Source organism: Acinetobacter lwoffii (assembly GCF_019343495.1).
Taxonomy (GTDB): Bacteria; Pseudomonadota; Gammaproteobacteria; order Pseudomonadales; family Moraxellaceae; genus Acinetobacter; species Acinetobacter lwoffii_P.
Map to the genome: position 1 here is coordinate 2,296,839 of NZ_CP072549.1, position 16,873 is coordinate 2,313,711.

The window sequence follows — 16,873 nt, forward strand, 5'->3', positions numbered from 1 at the left end:
GCTGTTTTTATGAACTTTAAATATCTGAAAATCAATTGATTAATTTTTTTAAATCCATTAAAGCGATTGAATTAATAAAAATAATCTGTTTTATCTATTTATTGTGTTGGCGTATCTTAGCCCATGCAGGAAAGGTAATAAATTGAGAGATTTAGAAATGTTTAAGCGTTCATTACTGGTTGCAATGATTGCAACTGTCACAGCTGCACAAGCTGCTCCTTTAACTAAAGACAATGGCGCACTAGTCGGTGATAACCAGAACTCGATCACTGCGGGTCCAAATGGTTCAGTACTCCTTCAGGACGTTCAACTGGTACAAAAATTACAACGTTTTGGTCGTGAGCGTATTCCTGAGCGTGTCGTACATGCGCGTGGTACAGGGGCATATGGTGAATTCGTTGCGACCAAAGATCTATCTGATCTTACCCTCGCTTCATTGTTCAAGGCCGGTACCAAAACTCCAGTTTTTGTGCGTATGTCTACCGTCATTCATGGTAAAAGTTCACCAGAAACCCTACGTGACCCTCATGGTTTCGCCATCAAATTCTATACCCAGGAAGGTAACTGGGACTTAGTCGGTAACCAGACGCCAGTCTTCTTTATCCGTGATGCGATCAAATTCCCGGATTTCATCCATGCGATGAAACCAAGCCCGGTCACCAATGTACAAGATGCCAACCGTGTATTTGACTTCCTGTCGAGCCAGCCTTGGGCAACCAACATGCTGACTTATGTTTATGGCAAGCAAGGTGTCCCAACCAGCTACCGCGAACAGGACGGTTTTGGTGTTCACGCTTACAAACTGTATAACGACAAAGGCGAATACAAGTACGTGAAATTCAACTTCCGCTCTAAACAGGGCGTGAAAGGCCTGAACGTGAAAGAAGCGGCTGAACAGCAGGGTAAAGATTTCAACCACTTGACCAATGATCTATATAACAACATCTATGCGGGTAATTTCCCGAAATGGGATCTATATATTCAGGTGATTGATCCTAAAGATCTAAACAGCTTTGATTTTGATCCGTTAGATCCAACCAAAATCTGGCCAACTGAGCTGGTACCAGAAACCAAAGTCGGTACTTTGACCCTGAACCGTATGCCGAAGAACTTCTTCAATGAGACTGAACAGTCTGCATTTGCGCCAGGTAACCTGGTTCCGGGCATCGAGCCATCAGAAGACCGTCTGCTACAAGGCCGTATCTTCTCTTACTCGGATACCCAAATGTACCGTTTAGGCGCGAATCACCAGCAAATTCCGGTGAACCGTCCAGTGGTGAATGTGAATAACAATAACCAAGATGGCTACATGAATATCTCTGAGCGTGAATCGGATGTGAACTATGAGCCAAGCCGTAAAGAGCCAAAAGCTGCCACTGAAAAAGCACGTGCGGTACAAACACCATTATCTGGTCATGTACAGCAAATTGGCGTGAAAGAGCAGAACTTCAAGCAGGCAGGTGAGCTGTACCGTTCATACACGGCCAAAGAGAAAGATGACCTGATCATGAACCTTGCTGCTGACTTAGGTGCAGTGAAAGATTCAGAAACCAAACACATCATGTTGTCTTATTTCTACAAGGCAGATACAGACTACGGTACACGTATGACCAAGGCGGTAAACGGTAATCTCGCGACTGTTAAAGCCAAAGCTGCAAAATTAAAAGACTAATCCCGATTGGTCTTGAGGAACTGGTGACTAGGGCATAGCGCATCACCTCCAAAAAGTCCTGTAATACTCCAAACCTTTCCTGCACCCTAGGGGGAGTTTTACAGGCACTCCGTTTTTCATCTCATCTCAGGATAATTCAGTTTTTCAGGACTTAAATTTCCCTTCGATTTCTGCTGGAGTTCATCATGAAAGTTATGTCATCTGTGTTTTTAGCCAGTATTCTCACGATAGGTTCCGCATTCGCAAACGTGACTGTCGCGAAGGAGATCTCCCCCGCTAAAACTGTGAACCATGTTCAGATGAACTCACAACAGGAATTGGTCGACCTGTTCTTTGCTGCTGCCAAAATTGGCAATAGCGAAGTTATCAACGAATTTTTAAAACATGGCTTTCCGGTCGATGTACGCAATAAAGACGGTTATACACCACTGATGATGGCGACTTATTATGGTCATCAGGATATTGTCGCCAGCTTGCTTAAACATGGTGCCGACCGCTGTGCTCGAGATAATCGAGGCAATACAGCCTTGATGGGGGCTTTATTCAAGATGGAATTTGCGATTGCCAAGCAGCTGCGTCAGGTGGATTGTGATGCCCAGGCGAAAAAAACCGGACAAAAGACCACAGCCGAATTTGCCAAGGTCATTGGTCAGGAAAAACAGTTGCAGAAACTGATTCAGGAACAGGAAAAAGCTCAGACCAACACCCAGAAATAAACCGGGTTATGCTTCTGATACTTTTGTCGCAAATACAGCCAGCTGTACGTAAATCCTGCATTATTGCATGACTTTTTATGCTTTAATGCAGAGATAAGCACAGCGATATTCCCTTAGTTATGGCTCCAATTATCCATTCTCTGTTAGATACTGACTTGTACAAATTCACCATGTTACAAGTGGTCTTACACAAGTTTCCGCAAACGCATAGTGTCTACCATTTCCGTTGTCGTAATCTGGAAGATACAGTCTATCCACTGACGGATATTCTGGATGATCTCAATCATCAACTGGACCTGCTGTGTCAGCTCAAATTCAAAGAAGATGAACTGCAATATTTAAGAAGCTTACGTTTTATCAAAAGTGACTTTGTGGATTATCTGGAACTGTTCCAGCTCAAGCGCCGTTTCATCAAGGCCAGTATCGACAGTCAAGGCCGTCTGGATATTGTGGTGGAAGGCCCGATGGTTCAGGCGATGATGTTTGAGATCTTCGTTCTCGCGATTGTCAATGAACTATATTTCAGCCGCATTCGCACGCCTGAAGTGTTGGCTGAAGGCGAACGCCGTTTAAAAGCCAAAATCGAGCTATTAAAACAGTATGATGCTGCGCAAAACCCCAATGATCCACCATTTTTGGTGTCAGATTTTGGTACGCGTCGCCGTTACAGTTTCGATTGGCAAAAGCATGTGGTCGAAGAATTTCACAAAGCCGCACCGCATGTGTTCCGTGGTACCAGTAATGTACTGTTGGCCAAAGAGCTGGGCATTATCCCGATTGGTACCATGGCGCATGAATTCCTGCAAGCTTTTCAGGCGCTGGACGTACGTTTACGTAATTTCCAGAAATCTGCACTGGAAAGCTGGGTACAGGAATATCGTGGTGACTTGGGCATTGCCTTAACCGATGTGGTTGGGATGGATGCTTTCTTGCGCGACTTTGACCTGTACTTTGCTAAGCTGTTTGATGGCTTGCGTCATGATAGTGGCGACCCTTATGAATGGGGTGACAAGGCCTATGCGCATTATAAAAAGCTGAAAATAGACAGCAAAACCAAGATGCTGACTTTTAGTGATGGCCTGAATCTGGAAAAAGCCTGGAAATTGCATCAGTACTTTAAAGACCGTTTTCAGGTCAGTTTCGGCATTGGCACCAATCTGACCAATGATATGGGGCAAACCCCACTCAATATTGTGCTGAAACTGGTGGAATGTAACCGTCAGTCAGTAGCCAAAATCTCGGATAGTCCGGGCAAAACCATGACCGATAATGATACGTTCTTGGCCTATTTGCGTCAGGTTTTTGAGATCAATGAACCTGCTTAAGTCAGTTTGAAAAATTCATAATTTTTAAGAACCGTTTCTATATAGAGGCGGTTTTTTTATGCAAGCTTATTTAAGACCAGGGTTTAGCTAAAATCTTGCTAATCATCTGCAAAGAAAGCACATCAGTGTAAAAACCAGCTGTGCTAAGATCAACAGGATTTGACCAATAATAGCCATGATAACGATGACCGCTGCAGCTTTTAATTTTGGCCTGCTGATTGAGGCAGAAGATTTAGTTCCCTATTTGGGCCATGAAAAACTTCGTATTGTCGACCTGAGCCGTGCCTCTGTGTATGAGCAGCTGCATATTCCGCATGCCTTGCATTTAAAGCCTAAACTTCTGGTGCGTCAGGAAGAAACGGCGATGGGACTATTACCGGATACCGAAGGCTTGCAGGCTCTCATTGATTATCTGAATATTTCTCCTGAACATCATGTGGTGGCTTATGATGATGAGGGCGGGGCATGGGCAGGGCGTTTGCTCTGGAACCTGCATTGTCTGGGCTTTGAAAATACCAGCTTATTGAATGGCGGGATTCATGCCTGGCTCGGTGCTAGCTTACCGACTTCTTCCAGTCAGGAGCAGTTTGTGCCAGTGCAGGATATATTGCGGGTCAATCTTGAGCATCAGGCGAATTTTCAGATTGGCTATGATGAACTGCGCCAACAGGTTGAAAATCAACAGGTTCAAATTTGGGATTGCCGTACACAAGATGAATATACTGGCCTACGTTTAGCGGCTCGACGCGGCGGTCACATTCCGGGAGCACGTCATTTTGAATGGAGTACTGCCCTTAATCGTGAAAATCATTTAAAATTACAGCCTTTACCACGTACTCAGCAGCGTCTGGAACAACTGGGCTTTGATTTGAATCAACCCGTTGTGGTGTACTGCCAGTCCCATCACCGCTCAGGTTTGGCCTATATTCTGGGTCGTTTACTGGGCTGGAAAATTCGAGCCTATGATGGTGCGTGGAGTGAATGGGGCAACCGCCTCGATAGTCCAATCGCTACAGGGGAGCTGCCATCTTGAGCATCACATCACGTTTAAAACAACAGTTTTTTATTAAAGCTCAACGATTAGTACCGCAACATCGCTTGTCTCGGGTGGTGGGTAAAATTGCCGCCAGCGAAAACCCGATTATCAAAACTGCTGCAATTACTGCCTTTAAGGCGCAGTATGGTATTGATATGTCGATTGCTGAACAGGCCAATGCCCTGAAATTCAAATCATTTAATGAATTTTTTACCCGTGCCCTAAAAGAAGGTATCCGTGCAGTTGATCCAGATGCTACGAGCATTGTTTCGCCTGCAGATGGTGCGATTTCCCAGCTGGGTAAAATTGAAAATGGCGATGTGTTTCAGGCCAAAGGCCAGAAATTTACCGTTGAAGCCCTGATTGCTGATCCGCAACTGGCCGAGCCATTCAAAAACGGTGAATTTGCGACCGTATATTTGTCGCCACGTGATTATCATCGGGTGCATATGCCATTTGCTGGCACCTTGACTGAAACGTTATATGTACCGGGCGAGCTATTCTCGGTCAATCAGGTGACCGCAGAAAATATTCCGGGCCTGTTTGCACGCAATGAACGTATGGTCTGTCTGTTTGATACTGAAATCGGCCGTATGGCGGTGGTATTGGTCGGTGCGATGATTGTGGCGGGTATTGAAACCGTGGCAACCGGCAAAGTGAAGCCTTCAGGCCGGATCGAACTCAATCAGCATGACCTGTTCCTGGAAAAAGGGGCGGAGCTGGGGCGTTTCTATCTCGGTTCAACTGCAGTGATTTTATTTGAAGAAAATAAAATGCAGTGGGATGCTGCATTCAAGGCCAACTCTTTGGTGAATATGGGTGAAGCGCTGGGGCATACAGTTTAAAGATTTTAGCCTCCCTTTATTAAAGGGAGGTTGGAGGAATTAAATATTTTCTCGTTTAGAATAAATAAAAATCCCCCTCAGTCCCCCTTTTGAAAAAGGGGGATTTCCTCCACTGCTGTCCCATAGTTTGCTTTAAATAAAAAAACCTGAGTCCTAACAGTTAAAATATGAGTGCAAACAAACACTTTAACGACCAGGATTCAGGTTTTGTCACATCAGAATACCGTATTTCATGAGCTAATTAAACCTGTTGTGCGACAGGATTTTGAACAACTTGCTAAAGTACACCATGTTGGACAGAAATTTAGAGCGGCTTCCCGGTGGGATCAGTTTATTGCCATATTGATGTCTCAATTCTCTTGTAGACAAAGTCTGAGAGATATTCAATCCAATTTGGAGTGCCAACAGGAAAAGCTAAGTCATCTCGGAGCAAAGTCTATTCCCCGAAGCACGCTGGCACGAATCAATGAGCAGCAGCCTGCTGCCTTGTATCAACAGCTATTTCACAAGTTGCTTAAATACTATGAACACTCAAAAGTAGCTCATAAATTTCGCTTTAAGAATCCCTTGTATTCCTTGGATGCCAGTCATATTGACCTGTCGCTTTCCTTATGTGAATGGGCCAAAGTTCACGACTCAAAAGCCAGCATGAAACTCAGCATAGGATTGAATCACAGCAATGATATTCCTGAGTTTGTTGCAGTTGAAAATGGCAAAGAAAATGACATGGTACAAGGCCGCAAATTCCAGTTTCCTGCTGGCAGCATTGTAGTTTTTGATAAAGGCTATGTCGATTACCAATGGTATGCAAATCTGACTGCTCAAAACATTGGATTTGTCACACGTTTTAGGCCTAAATCTGTGTATCAGGTGATCCAGCAACATCCAGTGCTTGAATCCAAAGGTATTCTAAAAGATGAAACCATTCAGCTGAATAGCGCACATGCCCTAAAAAGAAAAGCCCCAGTGTTAAGAAGAATTGAATATAGAGATCAGCAAAGTGGCAAGCACTTTAGCTTTCTCAGCAATAACTTTCATTTAGCCGCCTCCACCATTGCGGCGATTTATAAAGATCGTTGGAAAGTTGAGCTGTTCTTTAAGGCGATTAAGCAGAATCTCAAATTAAAAGCGTTTCTAGGCCGCAGCAGGAACGCAATTCAGACACAAATCTGGATTGCGATGATCGCCTATTTATTGGTGAGTTTCGCTCAACATTTAGGGAAAACAGGTTGGACAGTTCAACGTTTACTCAGAATAATTCAAGTGAATTTGTTTGAAAGAAGAACTTTAAAAGCTTTATTTTCACCCGATAAAATACCCATAAAACAAGAGGAAGCTCAAATGAGCTTCCTCTTGTGAAAAATTGTGGGACAGCAATGGGATTTCCTCTCCTATTAAGGACACGGTTAGAGAGAGATCCAAATAAAAAAAAGCACCATCAGGCGCTTTTTTTATTTCTAGAAATTTATCTTTTCACGACGATGGAATCAATCCCGCTATTCTGCAAGGTTTGCTGCGCGATAATCGCGGCTTCGGCAGAATCATATGGGCCTGAAACCACGCGATACCAGACTTTGCCATTTTCTACACTGCGTACCACATCGGCAGATAAACCATTGAGAATAATTTCGGCACGGCGGGCATCGGCTTGATCTGGATCATCAAAGCTGCGAACTTGCAGAATATAACTGGCCGGAGCGGCAACAGGTGCTTCGCTGGCTTCTAAGCCAGGCTCAGTTGTGGTCGCCTCAGGTGTAGCCACTTCAGGTCGAGGTGCTTCTACAATCACTACCGTATCCTGATTTTTGTTTTCAGGGACGGCCTGTTCAGGAATTGGCGTCACTTGTTGCTGTGGCAAGAGATCATAAAAACGGTAATCTTTATTGGTATCTTCTTCTTGGACAGATTCAGCACTTGTTTGAGTTTTCGGTTTAACTGGTTCCCATGGCTTCCAGAGCATCAGTGCCATCAAAAAACTTAACACGATTAAAATGATCACGAGTGTGCCGAGCCAGGTTGGAATAAGTGGCTTTTTAGGCTTATTCGGTCTTTCAGATACACCGCGTTGCGTTTTTCCAAACACTTGGGATTTTCCTCTTATTAATCGGGACATATAGAAAAGGCATAACAGCAGTTATGCCCCTACTATCACTTCATCCTATGTGATCAGGATACAAAAGTCATCCTCTAGATCACAAATCACACAGAATTTTAATTTATCTGTATCTTCAAGCACATAGCTAAAGTTACAAAATGTCTGCTCAGCAGATAAACGGCAATGTTTTGCTTACATGCTCACTTCGAGCATAGCTCTTGTCTTGCATCAATGTAAAAGCAGTGCTTTGACTATTTACCTTCTTGCATCAATGTAAAAGCAGTGCTTTACATTTCTGCTTCGAGCCTAGCTCTCGCCTTGCGAGCATGCAAAACAGTGTTTTGCTTACATGCTCTCAGGAGCTGATACGCCAAGCAGTTCCAGACCGTTACGCAGTACCTGACGCACGTTCACTGATAACAATAAGCGTGCTTGGGTCAATTCAGCATCATCACCGAGTACTTTATTGTCGTTGTACCAGCCGTGGAATAATGCTGCCAGTTCTTTTAGGTAGTTACCGATTTGATGCGGCTCATAGCTGTTTGCAGCACGGACCAGAATTTCTGGATAGGCCGCCAGCTTGGCCAGGATTTCAGTTTCAGCATCAAGCTCCAGCTTAGCCGCTAAATTACGTGCCGCTGTAGCATCAAAGTTAACATTGGTAGACGCTGCTTTTTCTAACATACGACAGATACGGGCGTGTGCATACTGGATGTAATACACGGCGTTGTCCTTGCTTTGTGACACAGCAAGATCCAGGTCAAAATCAATGTGCTGTTCAGACTTGCGCATCACGTAGTAAAAACGAGCGGCATCATTGCCGACTTCTTTACGCAAATCACGCAAGGTCACGAACTGACCTGAACGAGATGACATTTGTACCATCTCGCCGCCACGCCATAGGCTCACGAACTGAACCAGAAGAACCGTTAATTTTTTCGAGTCATAGCCCAACGCATCAATGGCCGCTTTTACACGTGCGATATAACCGTGGTGATCCGAACCCCAGATATCGATGATATCGGTATAGCCACGTTGTAACTTGTTCAGGTGATAAGCGATGTCAGATGCGAAGTAGGTGGTCTGACCATTACGGCGTTTTACGACACGGTCTTTTTCATCACCGAATGCAGTGGATTTAAACCAGATGTTGCCATCCAGTTCATACAGGAAACCACGCTGGTCTAAAGTCTGTAAGGCTTCTTCAATTTTGTCTGTCAATGATTCTTCGCTGAACCATTGATTGAAGGTTACACCAAACTCGCCGAGGTCATCTTTAATATCATCTAAGATTGCTTTAAGCGCGGCTTGCAAGAATACGCGGTAGCCTGTGCCAATTAACGCTTGTGAATTAAAGATCAAACCATCAATGTGTTTTTCTTTATCACCAGACAATACGACTTTATTGCCATCAGCATCTAATTCGGCTGCAAACTGTACATCTTCAGGCACATCTTTATACACGTCGGCCACAGGACGGACATAAGCATCGCCATCCTGGTCAATAATGCTTTGTGCAATTTCTTTTACGTAGTCACCCTGGTAGGCATTTTTCGGGAATACCAGTTCCTGACCCGTTAATTCTAAGTAGCGCAGATAAGTCGAAGTCGCCAGAATGTCCATTTGACGGCCAGCATCATTGACATAGTATTCGCGATCGACTTTTGCACCGGTCGCTTCAAGCAAGTTCGCAACCGTCATGCCATACGCAGCACCACGACCATGACCCACGTGCAGGCTAGAGGTTGGGTTGGCAGAAACGAATTCAACCTGAATACGTTTATCCGCATTGACCTGGGTACGACCATAAGTCGCCTGTTGTGCCTGGATTTGATCAAGGACTGCAAAGCGCTGGTCAGCATTCAGGAAGAAGTTAATAAAACCAGGACCGGCAATTTCTGCCTTGCTGATATCCGCCACTTCAGGCAGGGCAGCAAGAATTTTTTCCGCTAAATCACGTGGCTTCATACCCGCAGCTTTCGACGCGATCATGGCAATATTCGACGCAAAGTCACCATGGCTTCGGTCTTTGGTACGCGTCAAATTACTTGTATTGTTCCAGTCAGATGGGAGTACGCCTTGTGCCTGTAAAGTGTGCACTGCATGATCGAGAGCTGCTTGTATTGCCGTATTCATAATCAGTCGAAAATAGAGATCGCAGAAAAACAGCAAATATAGCAAATTTCAGGCTGTTTAGGTAAAAGCATTTCTAGGGAATAAAAAGTAGAGGATCACTTCGCCAGAAGTTTTTGATTAAAGAAAGGTAAAATAACCGGATTAATTCCGTGAAAATAAAACCAGTTTTAAGCTCAACATTTCAGATGAAAAAAACAATGCTTCACAGTACAGAATTTGGCTTATATTAGTCATCTGAAAACAGTAAAAAGAGCATGTCGTGGCTGCATCACAACGTCCGACCATTATCGGTCATATTCCCAAACTCCCTGCAAAATGGGCATTGATTATTGTGCCTTTTATCCTGTCCTGCCTGATGAGTGGCATTATTTCCATGATCAATATGCTGCGCAATCTCGGCTGGATTGATGGATTTATGGCACTCTGGTTTCATAACTGGATGATTTCATGGGCGATCGCGTTCCCGATTGTGGTGACCTTATTGCCGTTCGTGCGCAAATTCACTGGACTATTGGTCGATATGTCCGGACCTCAGCCACCCAAATGATCATTTTTTAAATCTTAAATTTGAGCTGGCTGGAGTCAATTCTTGAGCATTTTAAAAGTCGGGCTCTATGGCGAATAGTGTCATCTTTAAATTAGGTATGGAGCGAATAGTGTCATCTTTAAATTAAATGCTCTACCGCCGCCCGGATAATCCCGAGCACCAGACCGATACAGGCACCGACCACGACCCCATTGACCCGGATCATATGCAGGTCACCGCCGACTTCATTTTCAATCTTGTCGATCATCTCACTTGAATCCCATTCGTGAATGCGCTCGCTGATAAAGCGAATCACTTTTTCACTGTACTGGTCACTCAGGTCAACCGCGATAGAGCTCAGACGTTTATTCAGCAGCTCACGAACCGAAGCATTCGAGATGATATTTTCACCGACCTGTTGAATGGCAATTCTGAGATTTTCCGCAATACCCGAATCAGGTTTTTGCAAGTCAGCCTTGATCGCATCACATAAAATCACCACCGCACCGCTGATAAAATCCAGCACCTGTGGACTATCCAGTAAGGCATCTTTGGTTTCATTCAGACGCTGGCTGGCTTCACTGTCATTATCTGCCAGCTGCAACATCCAGCTATGTCCCATGTTCTCAATTTTAAGTCGCCACGGATGATCTGGATCGGCCAGCATGGCTTCAACCCGCCCGATCACGGAATCAATACTGCGTTGTTGCACGTCAATCCCGATCCAGCTGGCGCCTTTGGCCAGTTTCCACACGCCCATTTCCTTAAACAGGTTGCGGGTCAGCTCGCGGGTTTGTTCCGGATGCGAGGTCATCCAGGCATGTGCCACATCCAGTCCACGCTGTAGCACATCCTGATGGAAATCATTGTCCAGAACGGCATGCAGCATTTCGCTGGCCAGAGTATTGATCTGGGTATTTTTGACCCATTGCACACTGTTGCTCTGGATAAATCCGGCAATCTGTTCCTGTCCGACAAATTCAAAGATTTTAGGAACCGTCTGTTGAATGACCTGAGTCACTTGGACATTATTTTGTGGATTGGCCAGCCAGCGTCCTGCAGCCAGACTCAGGTCGGTACTGTCCAGACTGCGCTGTACAATTTGCGGAGAAAGAAAATTTTCCTGCACAAAACGGCCCATCGACTCTGCAATACGGGCCTTGTTGCGTGGAATGATTTCGGTATGGTCGCGTAAAAACTTGGGAATGGGCAATCTGCCAAAAGGGTTACGAAACAGCACGGTAATCGCATACCAGTCCGCAAGACCACCGACCACACCCGCTTCTGCCGAGAGCATCAGAATATGAATGAGCCAGACATATTCAGGTAGCAATTTGGCTGCCACCATCAATGCCAACCAGGTCAGTACGGCGACCACCAGGGCGATGGTCGCGAAACGTTTACTGCGTTGTAAGCTCGGGGAGATACTCTCTGTCTGCATAGATCATCCTGTCAGGAGGGATTGGCCGGTTGCGGTTGCAGCACTGCACCGGATGGACTTAAACCATATTTAGCCCCAAGTGACTGTAAAATCAAGCGGGCATCAAAGGCATCTTGAGGCGCCTGATTGGCCTTGAAGCATTCAATGGTATAGGCCACCTGGGCAGGATCCAGAGTCACGGTATAGGGACGGTCATAGAATGGGTCTGGCCAGAACCCCGGATATCGGCGGTAATACCCGTACGGATAAAAGCTCGGTGCCGGATAGACGATGGCCTGCCGTGGAGGTTGTTGAGTACGGTTACTTGGATCATTCAGTACCCTGAAGAACTGAAAGCCATTTTGTACGGTAGTCTGTGCGGCTTTGAGCAGGGTAATTTCTTCAGCTGTGCCAAAGCTCATATTGGGACGGGCCTGAAAGCTGATACGGTAAGTGTTGCTATTGAGGGGAGTGGTACTGTAGCGACCTAACTGATCAAATGTTAAGGGCTTTGAGGGTGTGGTTGCACAGCCAGTCAGGCTGATGGCAGCAATCATACTCAATCCCAGTAGCATGTTTTTCATGTTCGATCTCCTGATGCAATGATCCAGTTCAGACAGCCGGTCTTAAAAAATCTTAAAAACTGCTATCGGGCTGGGTCAGGAAAGTAAGTTCTTCATTGGTCGATTCACGACCCAGGATTTGGTTCCGATGCGGGTAACGTCCAAAGCGGTCAATAATGACTTTATGCTTTTTCTCGAATTCCAGATTGGTCGGATTGCCCAGACGCTGAAACAGTTTTAAGGCGAATTCATGAATTAGTTTGGATTCGCTGTGCATAAATGGCATATACAGAAAGGCACGTTGTTCTGGACTGAGCTGTTGATCCAGGTTCAGGCTGATGGCTTCCTGAGCCAAGGCCAGTGCCAAACTGTCTTGGGCAAAAGCTTGGGGAGAATCACGGAATAAATTTCGTGAAAATTGATCTAGCACAATAATTTCGGCCAGCCGACCTTCTGCTGTTTTACGCCAGCCCCAAAGTTCAGCCCGGGCTGCCTGCTGATGAGTGCTCATGAACTGCTGCGCAATACTTTGGTCGAATTCATGACTTTGGCTAAACCATAAGGGCTGGCTGTCCGCATGAAACCAGAAGTCTAAAATATCTTGATAATTCATAATATTTACAATTCATTAGCATCTATTTGTTAATAAAATCACAAATTTTCCATGTCTTATAGAGGAAGTTTGTGTTAAAAATTTGCCAAATTAAAAATCAATAGTTTGCCTGAAAACTAGGCAGCCTGTCATGTGCCGGCACGAAATCACGTTATACTGATTAAACCGATGATTTTAATTTAATAATTTAGCCCCCTTAAGCGAGATTGTAATGAGTCAACCTGAATCGACTTCCCAAAATGTGTTACCGACCTGGGTCGAGTCGTCACTCATCAAAGGCATGCTGCGTGGTATCGAGCGTGAAAGCTTACGTATGCAAAGTGATGGTTTCCTGTCACAGGCAGCGCATCCTCGTGCCTTGGGTTCAGCCTTGACTCATCCACATATCACCACGGACTATTCTGAAGCATTGATGGAGTTTATTACTCCGCCACAGGACAGTATTAAAAAGGCGCTGGACTATCTCAGCGATATTCATGCAATTGTACATCGCCATCTGGAAAATGATGAAAAGCTCTGGCCTTTGTCGATGCCGTGTATGCTGGACAGCCGCGATGACAGTATTCCGCTGGCACAGTATGGCAGCTCGAATATCGGTTTATTTAAAACCTTGTATCGTCATGGTCTAGGTGTGCGTTATGGCCGCCGTATGCAGACGATTTCAGGTGTGCATTACAACCTGTCTTTCCCGGATCATCTGTTCGAGGCCTTACAACAGCAGGAACAGGACGAGGCTCTGAAGACATTGAGCTTGCAGGATTATCGCAGTCATCGCTATATGGGCCTGATCCGCAACTTTATTCGTCTGACCCCACTGGTGATGTTCCTGATCGGGGCCAGTCCGGCGGTTTGCCAGTGCTTTATGACTGGCCGTGATCATTTCTTGCTGCCATTGGTGAAAGGCACCTTGTATTCGCCTTATGCGACTGCGCTACGTATGGGACGCTTTGGCTATCAAAACTCTGCGCAGAAACAGCTCGGTATTCACTACAATAATTTGCAGGACTATCTGGATGGGCTGCAAAAAGCCGTCAAAACGCCGTATAAACCGTTTAGCCGTTTGGGACTAGATGATGCCAATGGCCAGCCGATCCAGATCAATGATCATGTGCTGCAAATCGAAAATGAATATTACAGCCTGGTGCGCCCGAAACAGGTGCCGCTTGCCGGTGAAACCCCGTCACAGGCACTGGAAAATCGTGGGATTGCCTATGTCGAGTTACGTGCAGTCGATGTCAATCCATACAGCCCGATCGGCATTAATGAAGATACGGCCGGTTTCCTTGAAGTGGTAGCCTTGTACTGTTTATTGCAGGACAGTCCGGCGCTCCTCAGCGATGAACAGGATATTATTGAACAGAATCAGGCCGAAGTGGTGAACCGTGGCCGTGCGCCAAATGCCGCAATTATGGAAAATGGCCAGTCTTATCCGATTGAAGATTGGTGTGCCATGCATTTGCAGCGTATGCATCCCTTGGCCAAGCTGTTAAATTCAGCCTATGACACTACTCTCTATACCGATGCATTAAAAACCATGATGATCCGGGTCGATGAAGTCGATGCCACCTTGTCTGCCTTGGTGGTGGGTGATACACGTGAACAGGGCGGTATGTGGCATTTTGGCCAACATCTGGCCCAGCAACATAGCAGTATCTATGAGGAACATCAGCTCAGTCCGGAAACACTGGCTTATTTTGAAGAAATGTCACAAAAGTCATTGCAGCAGCAACAGCAACTCGAGCAAGATAGCAGCGTCAGTTTTGCTGATTATTTAGCCCAATATCGATAAAAAATAAGAGGATTCACCATGCAATGGGGTTATCGCTTCGTGAGTGGTATGTTGTTTCTGGCTGCTGTCATCGGCATGGCATTTGCCTTATATCTTGAGCATGTACAAGGTCTGGCGCCTTGTCCGCTCTGTGTGTTTCAGCGTGTCGGATTAATCGGACTCGGGATCATCTCACTGATCGCATTCCTGCATAATCCCGCATCTAATCTCATGAAGCGGTTCTATACCTTGCTGGGTTCGCTCAGTATTTTGTGGTCTGTGGGCGTGGCTGCGCGTCATGTCTGGTTACAGAACCTGCCCCCGGATCAGGTGCCGAGCTGTGGTCCCGGTCTGGAATACTGGCTGGAAACCCTGCCGATGCAGTCTGTACTGCAACAGGTCTTAAATGGTTCAGGGGAATGTGCCGCGATTGACTGGACCTTCTTGGGTCAATCCTTGCCTGTCTGGTCTTTGATCTTTTTCAGTATTTTATTGCTGATTAGCCTGTGGCAACTACTGCGTAAATATAAAAAGGCACCGGTTAAACGACTCAGAGATAAATATTAATTCCGTATTTAATAAAAAAGCCCTCAATCGAGGGCTTTTTTATTTGCTTCAGTTTAGGTCAGGGCTATGCCTTCCAGACTGTCCAGATCCATCACATATTCATGAATCTGATCAAAGGCTTCATCTTCTACACTTGGATAGAACCAGCGCGCCACCTGCTCGGCCACTAGCGGATGATACTGAATTTCAAAATGGTTCAGGCCGTAAAAAATCGCCTTGTTTGCATCGGGGACTTTGAGCTGGAAACGCGGATTGGGATGCTCGCCCAAAGCACTTTTAATACTGACCAGATAATCACCAATCACATGCAAGGTCTTGTTCTTGCGGTTTTCAAATTCGATGGTGCCGGCGACCAGATAGGTATCGATATGTGAGGGAATCGGGGCAGGTTTACGGTGATCGTCCATAAAGCCGATCCGAAGCGGATTATGCTCCCAGTCATCATCCCGGACGCTGCCATGGCGTAAATCCAGAATACCGTTACTGCGAATATTGACCAGATGGCCAAGCAACCGGATCAGTGGAAAATGTCCGAGTTTGTCCTGCAAGCTAAAACCAAAACGTTCCAGTACCGCACCATGATGCGGTGAACCCAGACAGACCAGATTCTCCACCATGTTGACCCAGCTATACACATTCTGCTTGCCATAGAACAGTGCGCTGCGTGACACCAGTCCACCCATGCTATGGCCGATCAGGTCAATACTGGTAATTCTAGGATTGCGAACAACCAGATCCTGTAAGGTATTCGCCAGACTGCGACCATTGGCAGAAATCCGGCGTCCAGTATTGTAATTCAGGTAGAGCATGGTATTGCGGTCGCGCTGCGCCAGTAATTTTGCCCCAATGCCTTCATATTTGCGATTTGACCAGTCTAAATGGTTCATGCATAAGCCATGTACAAACAAAGTAATACGACCGCTTAGCTCACCTTTTTGCAGCGAGCCATAATGGTCATAGATCACCATCGGCAGGGCTAGAGGGTTTTGATATTTCAGCAGATAATCCCCGATAATGCCATTTAAGACACTGACCAGAAAATGCAAGGAAGGTGTCAGCGGTTTATTATGCAGTTTAGGAAAGCGTTCAATAATCTGGCGCAAAGCAGGGGCAATCAGGGTATTGCCGTAATGAAACAGCATGTCATAAGACATTTGATAGAGCCGCACAATCGACGGAATATTCTGAATTTTTTCAGAATTATTTTCACTTAAACCGAAAATACTCATTAAAATTTCGCGTTGAATACTCTTGATCAGCTCCTGGATCACATCGTTAAAGCGCATCGTTACCAGCTGCGCCAGACCTTCCAGTACATCGGCCTGACTCGGCGGGGTTCGATCCCATCGACAATAGGTTTCATGTAACGGTGTCAAACTTGGCATCTGATCCTGTCCTTTCAATGAGCCGCATGTGGTGCCATCTTTCTTTTTAAAGAACTTCGCGGTATAAATTCTTTTTCTTGTTGAGTTTCCGGATTTTGAGGGCCTCAGCTTAAAATAACGAGAATGAGAAAAGATTTTGGGCTTTTTTGTCAGACAATTTAAGCAATTAACTGGTCTTATAACGTAGTGTACTTCACATTATTTAA

At 45.5% G+C, this 16,873-nt stretch carries 15 protein-coding genes; 9 read left to right on the top strand and 6 right to left on the bottom strand.

What is annotated here, in order from left to right:
- Positions 1 to 157: 157 nt before the first annotated feature.
- The 6 genes from J7649_RS10830 to J7649_RS10855 all read left to right on the top strand — a co-directional run bounded on the left by J7649_RS10830 (position 158) and on the right by J7649_RS10855 (position 6,953).
- Positions 158 to 1,672, top strand: coding sequence for a catalase (locus J7649_RS10830; protein ID WP_219307966.1), 1,515 nt, complete (start codon positions 158 to 160; stop codon positions 1,670 to 1,672).
- A 185-nt stretch (positions 1,673 to 1,857) separates the two neighbouring features.
- Positions 1,858 to 2,388, top strand: a complete 531-nt coding sequence (locus J7649_RS10835; RefSeq protein WP_219307968.1) for an ankyrin repeat domain-containing protein — start codon at positions 1,858 to 1,860, stop codon at positions 2,386 to 2,388.
- Positions 2,389 to 2,507: 119 nt separating this feature from the next.
- Positions 2,508 to 3,713, top strand: coding sequence for a nicotinate phosphoribosyltransferase (gene pncB, locus J7649_RS10840; protein ID WP_219307970.1), 1,206 nt, complete (start codon positions 2,508 to 2,510; stop codon positions 3,711 to 3,713).
- Between the two features lie 184 nt (positions 3,714 to 3,897).
- Entirely contained in the window at positions 3,898 to 4,746 is an 849-nt protein-coding gene (locus tag J7649_RS10845) for a sulfurtransferase (RefSeq protein ID WP_219307972.1), read from the top strand.
- Entirely contained in the window at positions 4,743 to 5,594 is an 852-nt protein-coding gene (asd, locus tag J7649_RS10850) for an archaetidylserine decarboxylase (RefSeq protein ID WP_004729088.1), read from the top strand. The genes J7649_RS10845 and asd overlap by 4 nt, the downstream gene beginning before the upstream one ends.
- A 207-nt stretch (positions 5,595 to 5,801) precedes the next feature.
- Complete coding sequence (locus tag J7649_RS10855) at positions 5,802 to 6,953, top strand: IS4-like element ISAbe18 family transposase (protein ID WP_004645517.1); 1,152 nt, start codon at positions 5,802 to 5,804, stop codon at positions 6,951 to 6,953.
- A gap of 106 nt (positions 6,954 to 7,059) precedes the next feature.
- On the opposite strand, the gene J7649_RS10860 is transcribed toward J7649_RS10855, so the two are convergent.
- Together J7649_RS10860 and argS are read right to left on the bottom strand one after the other, a co-directional pair.
- The gene (locus tag J7649_RS10860) at positions 7,060 to 7,677 is read right to left on the bottom strand and encodes an SPOR domain-containing protein (protein WP_005245641.1); all 618 of its coding nucleotides are present in this window, start codon (positions 7,675 to 7,677) and stop codon (positions 7,060 to 7,062) included.
- A 357-nt stretch (positions 7,678 to 8,034) separates the two neighbouring features.
- Complete coding sequence (gene argS, locus J7649_RS10865; RefSeq protein WP_004281266.1) at positions 8,035 to 9,825, bottom strand: arginine--tRNA ligase; 1,791 nt, start codon at positions 9,823 to 9,825, stop codon at positions 8,035 to 8,037.
- A 259-nt stretch (positions 9,826 to 10,084) separates the two neighbouring features.
- On the opposite strand from argS, the gene J7649_RS10870 reads away from it, so the two are divergent.
- Positions 10,085 to 10,372 carry a DUF2798 domain-containing protein gene (locus tag J7649_RS10870; RefSeq protein WP_004647201.1) on the top strand — a complete coding sequence of 96 codons (288 nt, stop codon included), beginning with the start codon at positions 10,085 to 10,087 and terminating at the stop codon, positions 10,370 to 10,372.
- Between the two features lie 118 nt (positions 10,373 to 10,490).
- Here the strand turns inward: J7649_RS10870 and J7649_RS10875 are convergent, their stop codons facing one another.
- Genes J7649_RS10875 through J7649_RS10885 form a run of 3 tightly spaced genes read right to left on the bottom strand, consistent with a single transcriptional unit; the run spans position 10,491 to position 12,947 of the window.
- Positions 10,491 to 11,792 carry a DUF445 domain-containing protein gene (locus J7649_RS10875; RefSeq protein WP_219307974.1) on the bottom strand — a complete coding sequence of 434 codons (1,302 nt, stop codon included), beginning with the start codon at positions 11,790 to 11,792 and terminating at the stop codon, positions 10,491 to 10,493.
- 11 nt (positions 11,793 to 11,803) lie between these two features.
- On the bottom strand, positions 11,804 to 12,355 hold the full coding sequence (locus tag J7649_RS10880; protein ID WP_004647203.1) for a CC0125/CC1285 family lipoprotein: 552 nt from the start codon (positions 12,353 to 12,355) through the stop codon (positions 11,804 to 11,806).
- A gap of 52 nt (positions 12,356 to 12,407) precedes the next feature.
- Positions 12,408 to 12,947, bottom strand: coding sequence for a DUF924 family protein (locus J7649_RS10885; protein ID WP_219307976.1), 540 nt, complete (start codon positions 12,945 to 12,947; stop codon positions 12,408 to 12,410).
- Between the two features lie 211 nt (positions 12,948 to 13,158).
- Between J7649_RS10885 and gshA the strand changes: the two genes are divergently transcribed.
- Both gshA and J7649_RS10895 read left to right on the top strand, forming a co-directional pair.
- Positions 13,159 to 14,736, top strand: coding sequence for a glutamate--cysteine ligase (gshA, locus tag J7649_RS10890; RefSeq protein WP_219307978.1), 1,578 nt, complete (start codon positions 13,159 to 13,161; stop codon positions 14,734 to 14,736).
- Positions 14,737 to 14,754: 18 nt separating this feature from the next.
- Positions 14,755 to 15,282, top strand: coding sequence for a disulfide bond formation protein B (locus J7649_RS10895; protein WP_219307980.1), 528 nt, complete (start codon positions 14,755 to 14,757; stop codon positions 15,280 to 15,282).
- Positions 15,283 to 15,335: 53 nt separating this feature from the next.
- On the opposite strand, the gene J7649_RS10900 is transcribed toward J7649_RS10895, so the two are convergent.
- Positions 15,336 to 16,667, bottom strand: coding sequence for a PGAP1-like alpha/beta domain-containing protein (locus J7649_RS10900; protein ID WP_044108803.1), 1,332 nt, complete (start codon positions 16,665 to 16,667; stop codon positions 15,336 to 15,338).
- Positions 16,668 to 16,873: the final 206 nt, after the last annotated feature.

What these genes read in the sequence shown, in the direction of transcription:
- J7649_RS10830 (WP_219307966.1), top strand. Translation starts at nt 158, where the DNA reads ATGTTTAAGCGTTCATTACTGGTTGCAATGATTGCAACTGTCACAGCT.
- J7649_RS10835 (WP_219307968.1), top strand. Translation starts at nt 1,858, where the DNA reads ATGAAAGTTATGTCATCTGTGTTTTTAGCCAGTATTCTCACGATAGGT.
- pncB (WP_219307970.1), top strand. Translation starts at nt 2,508, where the DNA reads ATGGCTCCAATTATCCATTCTCTGTTAGATACTGACTTGTACAAATTC.
- J7649_RS10845 (WP_219307972.1), top strand. Translation starts at nt 3,898, where the DNA reads ATGACCGCTGCAGCTTTTAATTTTGGCCTGCTGATTGAGGCAGAAGAT.
- argS (WP_004281266.1), bottom strand. Translation starts at nt 9,825, where the DNA reads ATGAATACGGCAATACAAGCAGCTCTCGATCATGCAGTGCACACTTTA.
- J7649_RS10875 (WP_219307974.1), bottom strand. Translation starts at nt 11,792, where the DNA reads ATGCAGACAGAGAGTATCTCCCCGAGCTTACAACGCAGTAAACGTTTC.
- J7649_RS10880 (WP_004647203.1), bottom strand. Translation starts at nt 12,355, where the DNA reads ATGAAAAACATGCTACTGGGATTGAGTATGATTGCTGCCATCAGCCTG.
- J7649_RS10885 (WP_219307976.1), bottom strand. Translation starts at nt 12,947, where the DNA reads ATGAATTATCAAGATATTTTAGACTTCTGGTTTCATGCGGACAGCCAG.
- gshA (WP_219307978.1), top strand. Translation starts at nt 13,159, where the DNA reads ATGAGTCAACCTGAATCGACTTCCCAAAATGTGTTACCGACCTGGGTC.
- J7649_RS10895 (WP_219307980.1), top strand. Translation starts at nt 14,755, where the DNA reads ATGCAATGGGGTTATCGCTTCGTGAGTGGTATGTTGTTTCTGGCTGCT.
- J7649_RS10900 (WP_044108803.1), bottom strand. Translation starts at nt 16,667, where the DNA reads ATGCCAAGTTTGACACCGTTACATGAAACCTATTGTCGATGGGATCGA.